The sequence below is a fragment of the Chondrinema litorale genome (genome assembly GCF_026250525.1).
Taxonomy (GTDB): Bacteria; Bacteroidota; Bacteroidia; order Cytophagales; family Flammeovirgaceae; genus Chondrinema; species Chondrinema litorale.
Genome location: NZ_CP111044.1, coordinates 187,283 through 206,445 on the forward strand (window position 1 = coordinate 187,283; position 19,163 = coordinate 206,445).

Annotated in this window: 11 protein-coding genes; 10 read left to right on the top strand and 1 reads right to left on the bottom strand. The window is 35.3% G+C overall.

What is annotated here, in order from left to right:
* Window positions 1–5: 5 nt before the first annotated feature.
* From OQ292_RS21090 to OQ292_RS21115, 6 genes are all read left to right on the top strand, one after another.
* Window positions 6–2,318, top strand: coding sequence for an FAD-dependent oxidoreductase (locus OQ292_RS21090; protein WP_284686413.1), 2,313 nt, complete (start codon window positions 6–8; stop codon window positions 2,316–2,318).
* 42 nt (window positions 2,319–2,360) lie between these two features.
* Window positions 2,361–4,301, top strand: coding sequence for a glycoside hydrolase (locus tag OQ292_RS21095; RefSeq protein WP_284686414.1), 1,941 nt, complete (start codon window positions 2,361–2,363; stop codon window positions 4,299–4,301).
* A gap of 117 nt (window positions 4,302–4,418) precedes the next feature.
* On the top strand, window positions 4,419–7,493 hold the full coding sequence (locus tag OQ292_RS21100; protein ID WP_284686415.1) for a SusC/RagA family TonB-linked outer membrane protein: 3,075 nt from the start codon (window positions 4,419–4,421) through the stop codon (window positions 7,491–7,493).
* 6 nt (window positions 7,494–7,499) lie between these two features.
* Window positions 7,500–9,209 carry a RagB/SusD family nutrient uptake outer membrane protein gene (locus OQ292_RS21105; protein ID WP_431733778.1) on the top strand — a complete coding sequence of 570 codons (1,710 nt, stop codon included), beginning with the start codon at window positions 7,500–7,502 and terminating at the stop codon, window positions 9,207–9,209.
* 45 nt (window positions 9,210–9,254) lie between these two features.
* Window positions 9,255–10,637 (top strand): sulfatase-like hydrolase/transferase, encoded by a 1,383-nt coding sequence (locus tag OQ292_RS21110; protein ID WP_284686417.1) that lies wholly within the window; start codon window positions 9,255–9,257, stop codon window positions 10,635–10,637.
* Between the two features lie 35 nt (window positions 10,638–10,672).
* On the top strand, window positions 10,673–13,180 hold the full coding sequence (locus tag OQ292_RS21115; RefSeq protein WP_284686418.1) for a hypothetical protein: 2,508 nt from the start codon (window positions 10,673–10,675) through the stop codon (window positions 13,178–13,180).
* A 57-nt stretch (window positions 13,181–13,237) separates the two neighbouring features.
* Here the strand turns inward: OQ292_RS21115 and OQ292_RS21120 are convergent, their stop codons facing one another.
* Complete coding sequence (locus tag OQ292_RS21120; RefSeq protein WP_284686419.1) at window positions 13,238–14,446, bottom strand: MFS transporter; 1,209 nt, start codon at window positions 14,444–14,446, stop codon at window positions 13,238–13,240.
* Between the two features lie 87 nt (window positions 14,447–14,533).
* On the opposite strand from OQ292_RS21120, the gene OQ292_RS21125 reads away from it, so the two are divergent.
* The 4 genes from OQ292_RS21125 (at window position 14,534) to OQ292_RS21140 (ending at window position 19,150) form a co-directional block, all read left to right on the top strand.
* The gene (locus OQ292_RS21125; RefSeq protein ID WP_284686420.1) at window positions 14,534–15,418 is read left to right on the top strand and encodes a LysR substrate-binding domain-containing protein; all 885 of its coding nucleotides are present in this window, start codon (window positions 14,534–14,536) and stop codon (window positions 15,416–15,418) included.
* Between the two features lie 313 nt (window positions 15,419–15,731).
* Window positions 15,732–17,456, top strand: coding sequence for a family 43 glycosylhydrolase (locus tag OQ292_RS21130; RefSeq protein ID WP_284686421.1), 1,725 nt, complete (start codon window positions 15,732–15,734; stop codon window positions 17,454–17,456).
* A gap of 56 nt (window positions 17,457–17,512) precedes the next feature.
* Window positions 17,513–18,100, top strand: coding sequence for an RNA polymerase sigma factor (locus OQ292_RS21135; RefSeq protein ID WP_284686422.1), 588 nt, complete (start codon window positions 17,513–17,515; stop codon window positions 18,098–18,100).
* Between the two features lie 87 nt (window positions 18,101–18,187).
* On the top strand, window positions 18,188–19,150 hold the full coding sequence (locus OQ292_RS21140) for a FecR family protein (RefSeq protein ID WP_284686423.1): 963 nt from the start codon (window positions 18,188–18,190) through the stop codon (window positions 19,148–19,150).
* Window positions 19,151–19,163: the final 13 nt, after the last annotated feature.

Below are 19,163 nucleotides of genomic sequence, written 5' to 3' on the forward strand. Positions count from 1 at the left end.
TAATAATGAAAAAGATAAGCGAGAAATATGAAGTAGTAGTCTGCGGTGGTGGCATGGCAGGGTTTACTGCTGCTGTTGCTGCTGCTAGAATGGGTAGATCGACATGTTTAATTCAAAATAGGCCAGTTTTTGGAGGGAATTGTTCATCTGAAATTGGAGTAACTATTCATGGTGCGGCTGCTTTCCATGCCTATGCCAGAGAAACTGGAATTATCTCAGAATTACTTATTGAAGAACGAGCAACAAACCATGCCGAAATATATGAAAATGGATGGGTAAATAGCGTATGGGATATGGTTTTGTATGATACGGCTGTAAATACCGAGCATCTTTCTTTCCATTTGAATACAGAACTAGTTGCTGTAAATATTGATGAAAACAGAAAGATCAAATCTGTATTAGGTAGAGTGATGAGTGCAGAATTAGAGCTATTAGTTGAAGGTAAAATATTTATTGATTGTACTGGTGACGGAGTAATTGCAGATATGGCAGGTTGCGAATGGAGAATGGGTACAGAAAGTAAATCTGAGTTTAATGAGATTCATGCTCCAGAAGAAGCAAGTGATGATGTAATGGGAAATTCTATACATTTTCGTACCAGAGATATGGGTAGACTAGTACCTTATAAAGCTCCAGAGTGGGCGATTAAATACAAAGATGCTAGTTATTTCTACGAGCAAGGTAGAATTCCAAAAGATAAGCGCGGTGGTTTTTGGTGGTTAGAAATCGGAGTTCCCCATCATACCATTCACGACAACGAAAAAATTAGACACGAATTAACAAGGCATGCATTAGGTGTTTGGGATTGGATGAAAAACTATGATCCTGTAATGAAGAAGCAATGCGAAAATTATGCTTTAGATTGGATTGGGCAAGTGCCAGGTAAAAGAGAAAGTAGACGTATTATCGGTGAATATTTTATGACTGAAAATGATATTCAAGATAAGAAAGTTTTCGAAGATGAGATTGGTTTTGGTGGATGGTTTGTAGACCTGCATACACCGGGTGGTTTGCTGGCAGAGCATGCAGAACAATCAGCAGCATCAGATGGGGAAGAATATGACACATTTAATGAATATAGTGTAAAATCTTATTGCGGACCATATGGTTTCCCATTAAGGATATTAATTGCCAGAGATGTTGAAAATCTAATGATGGCAGGTAGAAATATAAGTGCATCTCATGCTGCTTTGGGTACATTGAGAGTAATGGGAACAACAGCCTTAATGGGGCAAGCAACCGGAGTTGCTGCTGCTACAGCTTTAATAAATAAAATTTCTATTAAACAAGTACCTACTTTAAATGTGCAGGATGTAAAGCAGCAACTTTTGCGAGATGGTTGTTTTCTGTTAAACAATAAAAACGAAGACTCAAACGATTTGGCTAGAACTGCTACAATTACAGCGAGCAGCCAAGAATTACTTTATGGTGCTGCACCTGAAACTAAAGGTTCGCATGAGGGTTTATTTATTTGGAAAGACCAACCTCAATACAAAAAGGAATCTATAGAAACTCAAAAAGGACAACCAATTGCAGTTGGTAGTGATAGAATTGATTCAGTTGCAGTTTGTTTAACCAATCTTACAGATCATATTCAAAAAGTTGAAGCCTTTATCTTTCCAATTTCTAATATTTGGGATTATCGAGTTAGACCTGCTAAACCTATTGCTACAACTACTCTAAATGTACCGGTTGGTAAAAATATTTGGATATACTGGGATGTAAATCTGGATAAAAATAATGGTTTGCCTATTGACTCATTTATTAGGTTAGACTTAGCTGCAAATTCGAATTTGGAGTGGAAAGAAGCCGGATGTATTATTCCGGGTCATACTGCCATGTATCAGATTGGAGAGGATAAAATGCGCAGGTTCAATAATGGCTCCACACTTAGTTTTAAAGTGCATCCTGGTCAAGATTGTTTTAAACCTAGTAATATTATTAGTGGTATTACAAGACCTTTTCAATATACCAACCTTTGGGTGTCAGATAAAAATTTGCCATTAGATCAATGGATAGAATTGAGTTGGAATTCGCCTAAAAAAGTATCTCAAATAGAGCTTACTTTTCCAGGACACTTGCTTAGAGAGTTGCATGCCTATTCGCCATTTTATAGAGATCCTCAATGCCCAAAAGATTATGAGATTTGGGGCTTTTCAGACAATGAATGGGAAAAGCTCTTATCTATAAAAGACAATTATCAGAGACAAAGAAAGCATCTAATTGCTTCATCCAAAGCATATTCAAAAATTAAAGTGATTATAAATTCAACCAATGGTGATCCAGCAGCTCAGATTTATGAAATCAGAATTTACTAGCCTACATCTCCCTTAACAACAACATTTTTTAAGAATGCTCAAATGAAACAGACAACATATTTTATAATTTTACTTTTAGCATTACTCATTATTTCTTGTAATCGGCAAGAGACAAACTTAATTGAAAGTAAAGTTGATGCTGAGATTCAAATCTTAATCGATAAGTACAAGCAGACAGTTTGGGGAATCGGTTTTGAAATACAGAGTGATGCAATTGGCTCTGGCAATACAGGTTTACCAGAAGAAACACATGCTGTTCCTCATGATCTAACTCTTTCTGAAAGAAAGAGACTATCTGAAGAAATGCTTAAGGGTTTCAGGTATTGTAGAATTGCTGGCGGATTATATTGGAGAGGTTTGGATGATGAGAAAAAGTATCTTGAACCAAGGTGGCCAGAGCAGTTAAAAGAGATCAAACAGATGATGGAATGGGCAGGTGTAGAAGGAGTTTCTTTAGAATATTGGTCTCCAGCTCCATATTGGAAAGCTAACAACAGTTATTTAGGTTCGGCAGATAAACAAGTATATAACACTCTTAGGTGTTTTGGCCCCGATTTCGATAAAGACCCTGTTTATAAAGGAGATACATCCAAGTTTCTCGTAGACTTTGCCGAAGCTTGTGTTCGTGATATTCAAACTCTGAAGAAAGCAGGAATTAAAACAAGTATCTGGGGAATGCAAAACGAACCTTGGGTAACAAATAATCTACAATATTCTACTTGTAAATACTATTCTGCTTCAGATTATATAAAGGCATATACTGCAAGTGCTAAAGCTGTGAGAGAGTTTGATGAGGATATATTATTAATTTCTGATACCGAGGGAGGTTTTCCTAAAAAGATTGCCGAAGGTATGCATATTAAAGAAGTTGCAGATTTGGTAGATGCTTATGTTATTCATACTGTTGGTTGGGATTCAGAGTCTATCACTGGTATTCATAAAAAAATCACTTCTGAATTACCAAAAAGACCTTGGTTCCAAAATGAGTATGAATACCTATCTGGCGGTGCAACTCCAGAAAGATGCTTGAATACAGTTCAACATATTATGAATTCCTTCCAGTTAGGTGAAAATCCTACTTGGTTTTGGATTCACGCTCTTAAACCATTTAAGAATGCAGAGGCTAGTGGTTATTCTCTCGGGTTTTGGAAATCTTTAAATGATAAAGGAGGTCATTCTATTGAAAAAAGATATGAGCGATGGATAAAAGGACCAGAAATAAGCGGCTTACCAGTAGGTTTTGACCAAATGGAGTATATAAATGTACAAAGACCTTCAGAAAAAGAACCTGGTTTAAATTTCAGTTTTAATGTAAATCAGCCTGTTACAGCTTATCTGTTAGTTGAAGATAAAGGCAATTACAAGTTAGCAGATGGTTGGGAAAAAACAGATTTGAAAATTAGGCGAGATGGATGTGAAGATATTATTTACAAGAAAAATCTTGCTGCTGGAAAACATGAATTGCCTGCTCATAATGGTAAAGAAAATGAAATTTATGGAGTTCCTCATGCTTGTTTCATTGCTGGGTCAGCTCCCAAAACGCTTATAGTTGAAGTAGGAGTAAATAGTCCAATTAGAATCCTGTCTGAAGCTATAAAGTTGGAAAAAGCAGCCGCAGACTTAAAACCCGGACATTGGTTTTTTAACGATTACAACTGGAATGCAGTAGGTAGTTTTGTAAAACATATGCCTTGGGATAGTAAGGTAATCGACATTGATGAAGATGCATATAACAAAGATGCTAGGGTCTTAGTTTTTGAAAAGCCAAATGGTAAAAGAACCATAGTTGTCTCTAATAGAAGTGGCAAAGATTACACTTTTAAACTCAATACATCTCTTAAAGAATCATCTTGGAAAGGATACAGATATACTCCTTGGGAAAGAGGAGAAGATACAATGGGTAAAGAATTAAATGTAAAAGAAGGAGCGATTTTTTCAACTATTTTACCTCATTTATCCTGGGAGTTCTGGGAAGAAGTTTAAGCCAATTGAATATAAAACCCAAATACAATAATACTTATGAAAATGAAAAAAAATTACCTATCTAGGCTGGCTTTGCTGTATTTAATTAAATATCCACGCCGCCAAAATTTTATTGTTTTGTCAAATCTTCTGTTGCTATTAGCAGTTCTGCCAAGCTTATATGCTAATGCGGACATTCATAAGAGTGTACATAACAATGTGCAGTCAATTCAACAAAAGGTGACTATCTCAGGAACCGTGATGGATGATACTGATAATCCGGTTGTGGGAGTAACTATTCTTGAAAAGGGGACAACGAATGGAACGACTACAGATTTAGATGGTAAATATTTGATTTCTGTAAATGAAAATGCCACTCTAATTTTTTCCTCGATTGGTTATGTAAATCAAGAAATACAACTTAGCAGTCAGTCTGTATTAAATGTAATTTTGGAAACAGACATCTCTCAGTTAGAAGAAGTTGTGGTGGTTGGTTATGGTGTTTCTAAAAAGAAAGATCTTACAGGCTCTGTGGGAGTTATAGAAGGTAAAAACATTGCAGAAAGACAAACCACACAAATATCCCAAGCTTTGCAAGGAACTATGTCTGGTGTAATGGTTACAAGAGATAATAGTGGTCCTGGAGCAACAGCAACTATTAGAATTAGAGGTATTACTACTATTGGTGCCAACGATCCTCTAGTAATTATGGATGGTGTACCTATTAGAAATCTTAATGATGTAAACCCTAATGATGTTGAAAGTATATCTGTTTTAAAAGATGCTGCTTCAGCTTCAATTTATGGTTCAAGAGCAGCAGCAGGGGTTATTTTGATTACTACCAAAAGAGCTAAAAACGGAGAAAGTAAAATTACTTATAGTTATGAGTATGGCATAGATAAACCTACTCGACTACCTGAGTTTGTTAATGCACAAAGATATTTGGAAATGGCCAACGAACTTAGGTGGAATGATAGTGGAAATGGAACAAATGAATATCCAACTTATACACAAGATGTGGTTGAAAATTATTATGCTCTCAATGCCGATAATCCAGATTTATATCCACTGACTGATTGGACAGATTTAATTTTTAACGATTATGCTCCAAGGCAAAGTCATGATTTGCGAATTACTGCTGGTACAGATAAAATTAGAACTTCTGCTTCATTTGGTTATGATAAAATTGATGCAATTTATGATCACAGAACCTATGAGCGTCTCACTTTTAGGATCAATAATGATATAAAAATCAACAAATTAATTTCAGCTGATCTTGACCTAAATTATAAAAGAACTATTTCTAAAGAACCTATTATTAACCCGATATCAAGAGCTAGAATTGCCTCACCGATCTATGCAGCAACTTGGTCTGATGGTAGAATAGCAGAAGGTAAGCAAGGAGAAAATGTCTATGCAAGATTACACGAAGGAGGTTTTTCTGATGGTTGGTACAATGTAATTGGTGGTAAAGCAGCATTAAACATTACTCCTTTAAATGGATTAAAACTTTCGGCTGTAGTTGCACCTATTTTGAGTTTCGATAAAGGTAAATCATTTAGTAAAAAGATTGCTTGGTATCAATATAATAATCCATCAGCATTTGGAGGGTACATTGCAGATGCTGGCACTACAGACTTATCTGAAAGCAGAAATGATGCATTCCAAATTACTTCTCAGTTTCTGGTGAATTACGATAGGTCATTTGGCATGCATAACTTTAAGGTAGTTGGTGGCTATGAAAGTTTTTATTCTTTTACCGAAAATCTAAGTGCAGGTAGAAATCAGTACGAATTAACATCTTTTCCTTATCTAGACTTAGGACCATTAGATTACAGAACTAATGCTGGAAGTGCTTATGAAAATGCTTATCAATCTTATTTTGGACGTATTATTTATAATTACGATAATCGTTATTTAATTCAAGCAAATGTAAGAACTGATGGTTCTTCTAGATTCCACGAAGATTACAGATGGGGAGTTTTCCCTTCTGTTTCATTAGGTTGGGTAGTAACAGAAGAAGACTTTTTAAATGCAAATCCGACTTTGTCATTCTTAAAGCTTAGAGCTTCTTATGGTACTTTAGGTAATGAGAGAATCGGTAATTATCCTTATCAATCATCACTTAGTTTTAGCAATGCACTTTTCTACGAAGGTAATGATATCGTATCTGTAAATACAGCCGCACAAGTGTCATATGCTTTAGAAAGCATTAGCTGGGAAACTACTAAATCTTATAATGTTGGTTTTGATCTTGGTTTCTTCGACGATAAATTAAAAGCTACAGCAGACTTCTATAAGAAAACTACCGAAGATATGTTGCTAGAGCTATTTATCCCTCTAAATATCGGTTACGAAAGTCCGCAACAAAATGCTGGAGATATGTATACAAAAGGTTGGGAGATTGATCTAGGTTGGTCAGACCAAGTGGGAGATTTTAATTATTCAATCTCAGCAAATTTATCAGATTCTAGGTCTATAATGGGCAGCTTAGATGGTACAGAGTTTTTAGGAGATCAGATAAAAATTGAAGGCAGTGAGTTTAACGAATGGTACGGTTATCAGTCTGATGGTATTTATCAAACTCAAGATGAAGTAGATAATTCTTCTGTGATTAGCTCTTCAACCAAGCCCGGTGATATTAAATATCTAGACATTAGTGGACCAGAAGGTGAGCCTGATGGTCTTATCTCTCCTGAGTTCGACCGAGTTCCACTTGGAGGTTCATTACCAAGATATATTTATGGTGGTAATATAAACTTAGGTTACAAAGGCATCGATTTTTCGCTTACATTTCAAGGTGTAGGAAAACAAAATAGCAGAATTCAGCAAAGAATGGTTGAGCCACTTCCAGAAAACTGGGGTAATGTTCCTGCAATTTATGAGGCCAGTTATTGGAGTTTATACAATACTGAAGCTCAGAATAGGAGTGTAACTTATCCGAGATTGAGCAGAAACAGTTTAGGAAACAATTATACCATGTCAGATTTTTGGATGTTCAACGGTTCTTATTTCCGTCTTAAAAATGTTACATTGGGTTATACGCTGCCATCTATTTGGACAGATAAATTATCTGTAAGTAATGTTCGCTTTTATGGTTCTGTCTCAGACTTGTTTTCCATTGATAAATTTCCTCAAGGCTGGGATCCTGAGTCATCTACAGGCAATTACATAACAACCTCTTATGTAATGGGCGTTTCTATCAACCTTTAAATCCACATGAAAATGAAAAAGTATATAAAATATCTATCAATAACTCTGATGACATTGCTTTACTCAAGTTGTACAGAACTTGATTTAAATCCACTATCAGAAGGTTCGAGTGCGAATTGGTACAACAATGAAGAAGAAGTGGTTATGGCTTTAAACGATCTATATCGTAGTTATTTATGGTATAAAGATGATGATGCATTTACAGACGATTGGACGAGCCGCGAAGCGCTTTCTACTGTAACCAATGCGACAGTAAATAGCGAGTGGAGTTGGTCTGGTAGTTTATGGTTAAATTGTTATAAAGGAATTACCAGAGCAAATACCATTATCTCTAATATTGATAGAGCGGCTGATAATTTAACACAAGAGCAAATGGATGTATATATTGCTGAAGCAAAGTTTGTAAGAGCTACCATGTATTCATTTTTAGTTGCACGATTTGGAGATGTGGTTTTATATACTGAAGTACCAGAGTTAGATGAGGCTTTTAACGTAAGTCGAACTGACAAGTCTGAAGTATTAGATTTGGTTTATAGTGATTATGATGCAGCAATTACCGTATTACCAGAAACTTATGGTTCTAGTGAGTTAAGGAGAGCAACCAAAGGTGCAGCTTTAGCTTTAAAGGCAAGAATTGCACTTTATATGGAAGACTGGCAAGTCGCAAAAGATGCTGCCAAAGCATGTATGGATTTAAGCATTTACAGCCTTCACGAAGATTATGGAACTTACTTTTTCCCAGAAACAAAAAATTCTGTTGAGACAATTTTCTCTTTGCCAAGATCAGTTGAATTAAATGAGCAATTGGGTATTAACTATCCTGTAAAAGCAACTATAACTAGAAATGCTGGGGGATGGTCTGCTTATAATCCATCTTGGGATTTATTATTTGCTTATTTATGTACAGATGGATTACCTGTAGATGAATCTCCATTGTTTGATCCATTAAATCCATTTGAAAATAGAGACCCACGTCTTTTGGAAACTGTTGTACCTTTCCATTCTGAGCATTTGGGTTTTATATATGAGCCGCATCCAGACTCAGTAGAGATTTTGAATGTAAATACTGGAGATTATGTAACGAATAACGATACCAGAACAAATACACAGTTTGCAGCTTATAATGGTTTAGTATGGAAGAAAGGTGTAACCACAGATTGGTCAGACGATCTAAATACCGATCCTGATGAAATAGTTATTAGATACGCAGAAGTTTTGTTGACTTATGCAGAAGCCAGCATAGAACTCAACCAAATTGATGAATCTGTTTTAGAAACTATAAATATGGTGAGAGCCAGAGCTTATGGTGCTGATCTTAGTAGTGTTGATAGTTATCCAATGGTCGAAATGCAATCTCAAGAAGCACTTAGAAAGACATTGCGAATAGAACGAAGAATGGAGTTTGCCAAAGAGGGTATGCGATACATGGATATCATTAGATGGAATTTAGCTGAAAAGGTTTTGAATAAGAATATCTACGGAATGCTTGATCCAGATGAGCTAAGAGAGAAAGTTGTAAATCAAGGGCTTTGGTTCTTTCCTGAAACTCCAGAAGTTGATGAAGATGGAATAGTTAACCTTGATCCTATTTTTGAAAAAGGGCTTATTAAACTGTTAGCAGATAGAGATTTTGATGGCACTAAGCAATATCTATGGCCTATTCCGGCACAAGAAATTATTGCTAATAGCAACCTACAGCAAAACCCAAATTATTAATAGTCAAATGGGCTGTGTTTTTTGCAGCCCATCATTTCATTCATCATGAAAAGATATATAAGTCTTATATTAATAATATTTTGGATCAATGCTGAAGCGCAAAACCTGAAGCAAACTAAACCCAATTTTATAGTCATTCTTACAGATGATCAAAGAATGGATGCTTTGGGTGCAAACGGTAATGATATAATTATTACACCTGCTATTGATAAACTCGCTCAAAATGCTGCGATTTTCACCAATGCTAATGCGGTATTTTCGCTTTGTAGTCCGAGTAGGGCTGCAATACTTACTGGGAGATATGGCAGTGCAAATGGAGTTTTAGAACTTGGCAGTGATTTAAATAAAGGTGAAAAAAGTGTAGCTCAGTACCTTAAAGAGAATGGTTACACAACTGGATTTTCTGGTAAGTGGCATTTAGGTCAAAAACCAAAAATGCTTGGTTTTGATTTCTCAGTCTATTTCGAAAGTAATGGGGCTTATTATAATAGATTAATTCAAGATGAAGAAAAAGAAGTAAGGCCAGCACAGCATTGCGATGAGTATTGTGTAGATAGGTCCATTGAGTTTTTAGAATCGGTGGCAGAAAATGAACAACCGTTTTTTCTATTCCATTGCACCCAATTACCACACATGAATGGTAACCTAATTTGGAATGCAAAACTGGAAACACTCAATAAATACAATCAAAATGATATGCCGGTTCCTATTACCCGAGGTGAAGATCTTTCTCAAAAACCTGCTTATCTAAAAGAGGTTCGAAACTTTACCAAGTCTAAAGATTATGGTTATCCGGATTCTCAGGCTATTCAAAAACATGTTAAAGAGTATTATGCTGTAATTACCGAAATGGATGATGCTCTGAGTAGATTAATTAAAACAGTGGAGGATAAAGAATTAATGGAAAATACTTATATCATTTTTGTAAGTGATAATGGTTGGATGTTAGGCGAACATGGTTTTACAAGTAAGGTATTACCGTACAAGCCATCAACTCAAATTCCATTTTTTATATTAGGTGAGGGAATCGAAAAATCTTCGAAAAATCAAATTGTACTTAATATAGACATTGCACCTACTTTGTTAGATTTAGCTGGAATCTCAATTCCTGAAAATATGCATGGTAAAAGTATTGTGCCTTTATTAGGAGACGAAAACCCAAATTGGAGAGAAGCATTTGTTTATGAGGGTTTAGGAAGTTACGGTGGAGCTAAGCCTAATCTTACAGTTTTTGATGGTCAATACAGATACATAGTCACCTACCAAGACAATCAGCTAAATAAAGTATACTTCTTAGAACTTTATGATAATATTTTAGACCCTAATGAACAGGATAATCTTGCATTACAAAAAGGATATACTCAAATCATCGAGAGATTAAATAGTTTCATCGAATCACATCGGGCTAAAATCCTAAAAGAAAATTAGCCATCAAGACTTACAGATATTTAAATAATAAGAAAATGAAAAACTTCTTCAACCTAAAAATAAAGCAGTATCAACTCAATTTAATCTTATCTCTAATACTAGTTGCTGCTTTTATAACTCAATGTACTCCTCCTAAAAAAACAGAGAAACGAAAACAGATAAGCGGTATTTATCCGCATTTGGCATATTACAACAATGAAGGTGAGTGCGGAACGGGCGCTGTAGTTCCTTGGGCTGGCAAGCTTTGGGTAGTAACTTATGCGCCTCATAAACCCAATGGCTCATCAGATAAATTGTATGAGATTACACCTGATTTGGAGCAAATAGTTAGACCAGAAAGCATTGGTGGCACTCCTGCAAATAGAATGATTCACCAAGAAAGTGAGCAATTATTTATAGGGCCATATGCAATTAGTAATGAGGGAAATATCAAAACGATTCCTTATGAAAAAATGCAAGGCAGGCATACTGGCAATGCGAGGCATTTAACTGATCCTGCAAATAAAATTTACTATGGCACTATGGAAGAGGGGTTTTATGAAGTTGATGTACATACATTGGCAGTCAACGAGCTTTATCAGGATGGAAATGGTGTGCAAGGTGATGAGAGTGGCGGCCAGATTTTTAAAGATTTATTGCCGGGTGTGCACGGCAAAGGATTGTATTCCGGGCAAGGCGTTATGGTGTATACAAACAATGGTGAAGGTGTTCCAGAAGCTAAAACCGACTTTGATATAACTGCGGGTGTTTTAGCTGAATGGGATGGTGAAAACTGGAAAACGATCAGAAGAAATCAGTTTGTAGAGGTAACAGGTCCGGGTGGCATTTATGGGAATGAAAACCCCGAAACCGATCCAATTTGGGCTACCGGATGGGATCATAAATCTGTTATTTTAGGCACCCGAGATCACGAAACTGGTTGGAGTTTTTACAGGTTGCCTAAAGCAAGCCACAGTTACGATGGGGCACATGGTTGGAATACAGAATGGCCGAGAATTAGGAATATTGGCTCTAAAGAATTACCAGATTATCTAATGACCATGCATGGTATGTTTTGGGATTTCCCAAAGACTTTTGATAAAGAAAATACTACGGGCATTAGACCAAAATCGGCTTATTTAAAAGTTATTGGCGATTTTACACAATGGAATGGGCAATTAGTTTTTGGTTGTGATGATTCTGCTCAAAAAGAATTCTTGAACAAAAGAAAAGTAAAAGGAGATATTGAAGGGCCGGGGCAATCCAATTCAAATCTGTGGTTCACTTCTTTAAACAAGCCAGATAATTTAGGGGCAAATACGGCAGAAGGTGCTTTGTACATCGATGAAGAAATCAGGAAAGATGAACCCTCTGATCCATTCTTGTTTTCTGGTTGGGATCAAAGAATGGTTTGGATTCAAAATAAGGGAAATCAAGATGTAAACTTCACCTTTGAAGTAGATAAATCAGGAAATGGCAATTGGGAGGAGTTCAAAACAGTTAAATTGGGTGCAGAGGAATCAAATAATATTCAATTTAATCCAAATGAAATAGGAGAGTGGGTAAGAGTAAAAGTTGATAAAAATACGCAGGGAACAATCCATTTTAGTTATACAGATCAATCTAGAAAAGTTGCTCAAACTTCTCCAATATATGCAGGTACTGCTCAAGTCGAGAATGCTCAATACATTGGTGGGTTACTTTATGGATTAGGTGACAACAGAAGAGCTCTAGGAATTGTGAGTGGAGATATAAGTAATGGAAAATTCACTAGCAATGGATATTATGAGTTAGATGAAAACCTCGATTTAGTTAAAAAAGAAGATGCTGAAACAGCTAGTTTTATAGAGAACAAATTTGCGATTCCTAAAGATGTAATTATTATAGATGAGTCTTCTGTTTTGGTAGTTGATGATAAAGGCAGAAGATGGAGATTGCCTTTAGGAAATTCAGCATATACTGAGAAAACTCAGAGCTCAATTCTACGATTAGACCGAGAAGTAGCCACCGAAAGAGATTTGTTTAATGCGCATGGTACTTTCTACGAATTGCCCGCAGAAAATGCAGATGGTTTTGCTAAAATAAGACCGATTTCTTCTCACAATTTGGCAATTCACGATTATGCCAGCTATCGAGGTATGTTGATTATGACAGGCATTCAACCAGACGCAAAAACTGACAATGAACATATTATTCGCTCTAAAGATGGCAAAGCAGCAGTTTGGGCGGGAGTGATAGACGATTTGTGGAAATTAGGTAAACCAGTAGGGCATGGAGGTCCTTGGAAAGAGCAAAAGGTGCAAGCAAATGAATATTCCGATCCTTATTTAATCGGTTTTTACGATCAGAAAAAGTTAACATTGTCTCACAATGCAAAAGAGACTATCACTTTTACTTTAGAAGCAGATCCCGTTGGAACTGGTGAATGGATGCAATACAGACAGTTTACCGTAAAACCCGGAGAAGAATTAGCATTTAGCTTCCCAGAAGGTTTTCAAGCTAGATGGATTCGTTTTGCAACAGATCGAACAGCTCAAGTGACGGCTTGGTTAGATTATGAATAATATGATAAATTGTATTGATTTATACTTTGTTATTTAAGTCTTCAGTCAATAAAGAAATCAAGTATTTCTAACTTGAAATACTTGTTTCTTTAATATAAACATGATCAATATGTTGAGGACTGCAAGTCCACATAGAAACTCTAAAAAGTAGGTAATATCAAAATATTGAATTATAAGCCCACCTATAAATGGAGTTAATGCTTGCGCAATCAGAGGGAAACGTGCCAACTGACCCATAATACTTGCATAAGAATCTGAACCATAAATCCAAAGTGGGAGAGTTCCTCTTAGAATAGAGCGCATACCGTTACCAAATCCGAAAAAGGCAATTCCTAAGAATGATATTTCTGGGCTAAATAACAAGATCAATAAACCTGAGAATACCAAGATGGAAGAAATCACAGCAGTTACAATGGGTGTTTTCTTAGAAAATATAATATCCAATACTCTCACACCCACTTGGCATGGACCAAGCAATGCACTAATACCAATAGCTTCTTTTAAAGAAATGTTTTTGTTAGTAAGAATATCTATCAAATGCACATATAGTCCTGTCATTAAGATTGAGCCTATGGTAAAATTGATGAGCAATAAGTAATAGACAGATTTATTAGAAGTTACACTTATACTTTCTCCTTCTAACTTATTTAAATCGTTTTTTATGCTCTCAGTTCTTCCATTGGTGTATATAGTCAGATAATGTATCGGTACTATAAATACAATCAACGCAATGGCATAAATAAAACAAGTGATTCTCCACCCATAAGTAGAAACTAAATAGGTCAATATCGGCCAGATAATGGTTGTAACAAATCCGGAGATCAAGGTAATCTGGATAATGAACTGCGAAGCTTGCATGCCGTATTTTTTCCCCAGAGAAGCGAAAAGTGCATCATGCAAACCCATACTCATGGCAATTCCAATAATCGCCCAACCTAATATAAAGAAATAGATATTTTGTGCTAGCCCGATGGTGATCAACCCAACACCCATTACTACTCCTGCATAGAGTAGCATAATATTTTTATCTAGCGAATGGATGAACTTACCGATTTTAGGAGATAACAAACCCGAAACCATCAAAGCCAGTGAAAACGATCCATACACATATTGTTGAGACCAACCTGTGTCTTTCATGATCGGCTCAGCCAAAATAGTCAAAATGAAAAATGAACCTCCCCAGAGTAAAATCTGAGCCAGACCAAGCATAAAACTACTGCTGAGTACGATTGTGTCTGATTTTTTTAGAGTTAGCAAATTATTCATCTTTTTTTTTATGCAAATGTGTGGATGTATTCTTAATTTGCAAAACGTTATTTTTCTATTAAATCAATCGATAAAACCGATTTAGAAATGGAGCTCAGACAAATCCGCTATTTTCTTAAAGCCAAAGAACTACTCAATTTTACCGAAGCTGCAAACAGTTTATTTATTAGTCAGAGTACCTTGTCGCAACAGATTAAGCAGTTAGAAATTGAGTTGGATGTATTGCTTTTTAATAGAATAGGAAAACGAATTGCACTAACAGAAGCAGGTGAAATGTTTGCCGAACATGCTGTACAAAGCTTAAACAAAGCGAATGACGGCTTTTTGGCCATGAAAGATTTGAATAATCTAAAGACAGGTAAAATAATTATTGGAGTTACTTATGGCATCCGATCGTTTCTCACACCTGCGCTAATCGAATTTTCTAAAAAGTATCCTGATATTCAGGTGCAAGTGATTTTTGGTATTTCCGATGAGTTGTTTGAAAAGCTCAATCAATTAGAGCTAGATTTTGTGCTATCTTTTAGAGAGAGCATGGATGAAGAACATTTTAACTACACTTATCTGTTTAGCTCTCCCATGACATTTGTAACCTCAAATAAATCTCTCATCGAAGGGAAAGAGACTATTACTTTAGAAGAAATTGCTAAAATGCCATTGGCTTTGCCTGCAAAAGGCTTTAGTACTACAAAATTCATCAATAAAATATTTACTACAAGCAAGCTGTCTCCAAAAATTTCGATTGAGATAAACGATATCCAGATTTTGCTAGATATTGTAAAAACAGGCAATTGGCACACCGTTTTGGCTCAAACGACTGTAAGCGATGTAAAAGAATTACACGCTGTGCCAATTGCAGGTGAAAGCATGACGAGGTCTGCAATGATTATTTCGCTTAAAGATGTGTATGAGAAAAAAGCAGTAAAGGTGTTTTGTGATATACTTCAGAAGATCAACAGCAAAGAAAGTTAAGAGGATTTTCAATATTAAATATTATCATATTAAGATAAATTAATTTATAAAACATGCCATTTTTTTGGAATATATTTTTAATTTGTAGTATCAAATTATGGCTAGATTTTTTATACTTCAGGAGCTTCAATCACTTGTAGCTCCTTTTCTTTTTTTAATTAGGCTCTCCTCAAACTTTAGAAACTTGAATTTTTTTAGGATCAAAACCATAAATTGAAGTTTTTTTAAATATCCAATTAAACATTACCTAGTTTCATTAACATCATTCATCTGTTGTATATATATTTGGTTTACCTAGCAACATATACAAACAATGAAACGATTTACAATACTTATCATCATGGCATGCGCAATCATTGCTTGCCAACAAGAGCTTCCTAAAAAAACAATTACCCTAGATACATTTTGTAATCCATTAGATTTGAGTTACCGATTTGGTTTAGAAAAACCATCGAGAAGGGAAGCTGCAGACCCAACTATTATGTGGTTTAAGGATAGGTATTTTCTTTTTGCCTCAAAGTCTGGTGGATATTGGCATTCAAAAGATTTATTAAAATGGGAATTTATCCAGACAGATGAAATACCAACAGAAGAATATGCGCCAACAGTAGTTGCCATTGCAGATACAGTTTTCTTTTTGGCATCATCTAACGAGAAAAGTACGATATATAAATCGGTTGATCCGATGAGTGGAAAGTGGACAGTAGCAAAAGAAGAACTAGAAATGCCTGTTTGGGATCCTGCATTTTTGTTAGATGATGATAATAAACTCTATTTGTATTGGGGATGCTCCAATGAAAATCCACTATATGGTGTTGAGCTAGACTATAAAAATGATTTTACTTTTATAGGTGAACCAAAAGCATTAAAATATCCTAATCCAGAAGAGTTTGGTTGGGAAGTGCCAGGCGATTACAATACCATTGTCGGGCAAAGTCCTTGGATAGAAGGAGCTTGGGTAAACAAACACGATGGGAAATATTATTTGCAATATTCTGGCCCGGGGACTGAATATAAAAGCTATGCAGATGCAGTTTATGTTTCTGATAATCCCTTAGGCCCTTATGAACCACAAAAGCATAATCCATTTGCTTATAAACCAGAAGGCTTTGCTACAGGTGCAGGTCATGGAAGTACCTTTGAAGATCGCTATGGTAATTATTGGCATATAGGAACTATTACCATTTCTCAAAAACATATGTTTGAGCGGAGGTTGGGTTTGTATCCAACGTTTTTTGATAAAGATGGAACACTATACGCCAATACAAAATATGCAGATTTTCCATTGATTATTCCCCAAAAGAAGATCGAAAATATAAAGGAGATTTTCCCAGAGTGGATGCTTTTATCTTATGGTAAGAAAGTGACAGCCTCATCAAATATCGATTCATTGCCAGCACAAAATATCTTAGATGAAGACATTAGAACTTACTGGGCAGCTTCTAGCGGAAACGCAGGGGAGTATGCTGTAATCGATCTGGAAAAAGACTATGATGTATATGCATTACAACTCAATTTTGCAGAATATGCCACAGATATTTATGGAAGAGAAGAAGGTTTGAAGCATCAATATAAAGTGGAATATTCTAATGATAATGCTAATTGGAAAATGCTGATTGATGCCTCAAATAATAAAACAGATAACTCACATCAATATATGCAGCTACCAGAAGTAGTGGCTTGTAGGTATTTAAAAGTAACTAACAAAGCAGTGCCGGGAGGTAATTTTGCTATCAGTGGTTTTAGAGTATTTGGTATCGGCGATGGAAATTTACCAAGCAAAATCGAACAATTAGCTGCAAAAAGGAAAGAGGATAAAAGAAGTGTAAACCTCAATTGGACAAAGTCTACAGATGCTGTTGGTTATAACATAAGCTATGGTACTGAAAAAGATAAGCTTTACCAGAATTACATAGTTTATGGAGAAAATGAGCTAACGATCAATACTTTAAATAGCCAATTAGACTATTATTTTAAAATTGAAGCTTTTAACGAAAGTGGAATTACTACAAATGAGATACTGGTAAAAGCAGAGTAAAAGCTGTACAAATTTCTTTTCATCTGGAAAGTTTCTATATTTATCACATGTGATATATGGAAATGACTAAATCTAACATCTATAGTGACTTTTCAGATGATAAGCTTCTCGTATTTATTCGCAAAGACGAGCAAGCTGCATTTTTAGAAATCTATCAAAGGTATTGGGCTAGGTTGTATAAGTATGCTTATAATGTAATTCAAAATCAGCCTGCTTGCGAAGATATTATTCAAGAAATCTTTCTGGATTTGTGGAATAGAAGAAAGGAATTGCTCATTTCTAACTTGCAAGCATATTTGTACAAGTCAGTTAAATTTCAAATTTTCAAGTATTTAAGAAAGAATGAAATTGAGCAAAAACACCTTTCATTAATCAACAAAATTCAGTTTGTAAATAACACCGAAGAATACATCAATGTAGAAGAGTTAGAGCAGTTGCTAGACAAATCCATATCACAACTTCCTGAAAAATGCCGAGAAATTTTTTACATGAGTAGGTTTGAGCAAAAGTCTTATCAAGAGATTGCCCAAAAGCTAAATATTTCTACGCAAACCGTTAAAAATCAGGTAAGTAAGGCGCTTAAATTCATTAGAGCATCTATCAATTCATTCATACTTATCCTTTACATTTTCCTCAATTCTTAAAAGAAACATTTTTTTTCTTAGTGTGCATAGTACCTTTTGTCGACTAGCGGTACTTAACTATAAAAGGGAACATAATACTGTTCATTTATGGATAAGAAAGAGCTAAGCCAATTATATGAAAAATACTTACGAGGAGATTGCACGCTGCAAGAAGAAAAGCTGCTAGAAGATTTTTTAGCTGCCAGCCAGCAAAATGAAAAAGCCGAGAGCGATTATTCTTCTAACCAGATGGATATAATTGGTAGCAAAATATACAGTAATCTTCAAAGTAAAATGGTTCAACAGCCAGTAGAGCAAAAGCCGTTTTATAACATTTATAAAATTGCAGCAGTAGTTACATTGTTTATTCTGGCTGCTTGGGTTTTTTATTCGAAGCTAAAAGAAGAGCCAGTTCAACCAAAAGAAATTGCTTATATAACAAAGAGCACACTTAAAGGGCAAAAGCTAGATTTGGTTTTGAGCGATGGTACATCTATCAAACTAAACTCTGAGAGTGAGGTGCTTTTTCCTGAGACTTTTTCTAAAGACAGAAGAATTATTTATTTAAAAGGAGAGGCTTTTTTTGATGTTGCTAGAGACGAAAACAGACCATTTATTATTCATACAGATAATTTGCAAACTACTGTTTTGGGGACATCATTTAACATAAATGCTTACCCAGAAAATAAAGATATTGAAGTAAGTGTAATTACAGGTAAAGTAAAAGTGGAGTCTGAAGAAACGCCTGATACGAATACATTTTTGCTTACAGCAGACGAGATGGTTTCTTTTGATAAAAGCTCAAAAGAATTAAAAAAAGGGTTATTCAATACAGATTTGGTTGCTTGGAGAAAGGGAGTTTTAATTTTTAGTGGAGAGCCTTTTAACAAAATTGTGGAGAAGTTAGAGAGATGGTATGGAGTGGAGTTTCAGGTAAAAAAGAAGGTAATTTTAGAGAAAGAATTTTTTGGAAGATACAACAACGAAAATCTTAATAATATTCTGGAAACGTTGAGCTATGCTAGTAAATTCAATTATAAAATTGAAAATAAGCAAGTAACTATTTACTAATTAACTAACACAT

What these genes read in the sequence shown, in the direction of transcription:
- OQ292_RS21090 (WP_284686413.1), top strand. Translation starts at nt 6, where the DNA reads ATGAAAAAGATAAGCGAGAAATATGAAGTAGTAGTCTGCGGTGGTGGC.
- OQ292_RS21095 (WP_284686414.1), top strand. Translation starts at nt 2,361, where the DNA reads ATGAAACAGACAACATATTTTATAATTTTACTTTTAGCATTACTCATT.
- OQ292_RS21105 (WP_431733778.1), top strand. Translation starts at nt 7,500, where the DNA reads ATGAAAATGAAAAAGTATATAAAATATCTATCAATAACTCTGATGACA.
- OQ292_RS21110 (WP_284686417.1), top strand. Translation starts at nt 9,255, where the DNA reads ATGAAAAGATATATAAGTCTTATATTAATAATATTTTGGATCAATGCT.
- OQ292_RS21115 (WP_284686418.1), top strand. Translation starts at nt 10,673, where the DNA reads ATGAAAAACTTCTTCAACCTAAAAATAAAGCAGTATCAACTCAATTTA.
- OQ292_RS21120 (WP_284686419.1), bottom strand. Translation starts at nt 14,446, where the DNA reads ATGAATAATTTGCTAACTCTAAAAAAATCAGACACAATCGTACTCAGC.
- OQ292_RS21125 (WP_284686420.1), top strand. Translation starts at nt 14,534, where the DNA reads ATGGAGCTCAGACAAATCCGCTATTTTCTTAAAGCCAAAGAACTACTC.
- OQ292_RS21130 (WP_284686421.1), top strand. Translation starts at nt 15,732, where the DNA reads ATGAAACGATTTACAATACTTATCATCATGGCATGCGCAATCATTGCT.
- OQ292_RS21135 (WP_284686422.1), top strand. Translation starts at nt 17,513, where the DNA reads ATGGAAATGACTAAATCTAACATCTATAGTGACTTTTCAGATGATAAG.
- OQ292_RS21140 (WP_284686423.1), top strand. Translation starts at nt 18,188, where the DNA reads ATGGATAAGAAAGAGCTAAGCCAATTATATGAAAAATACTTACGAGGA.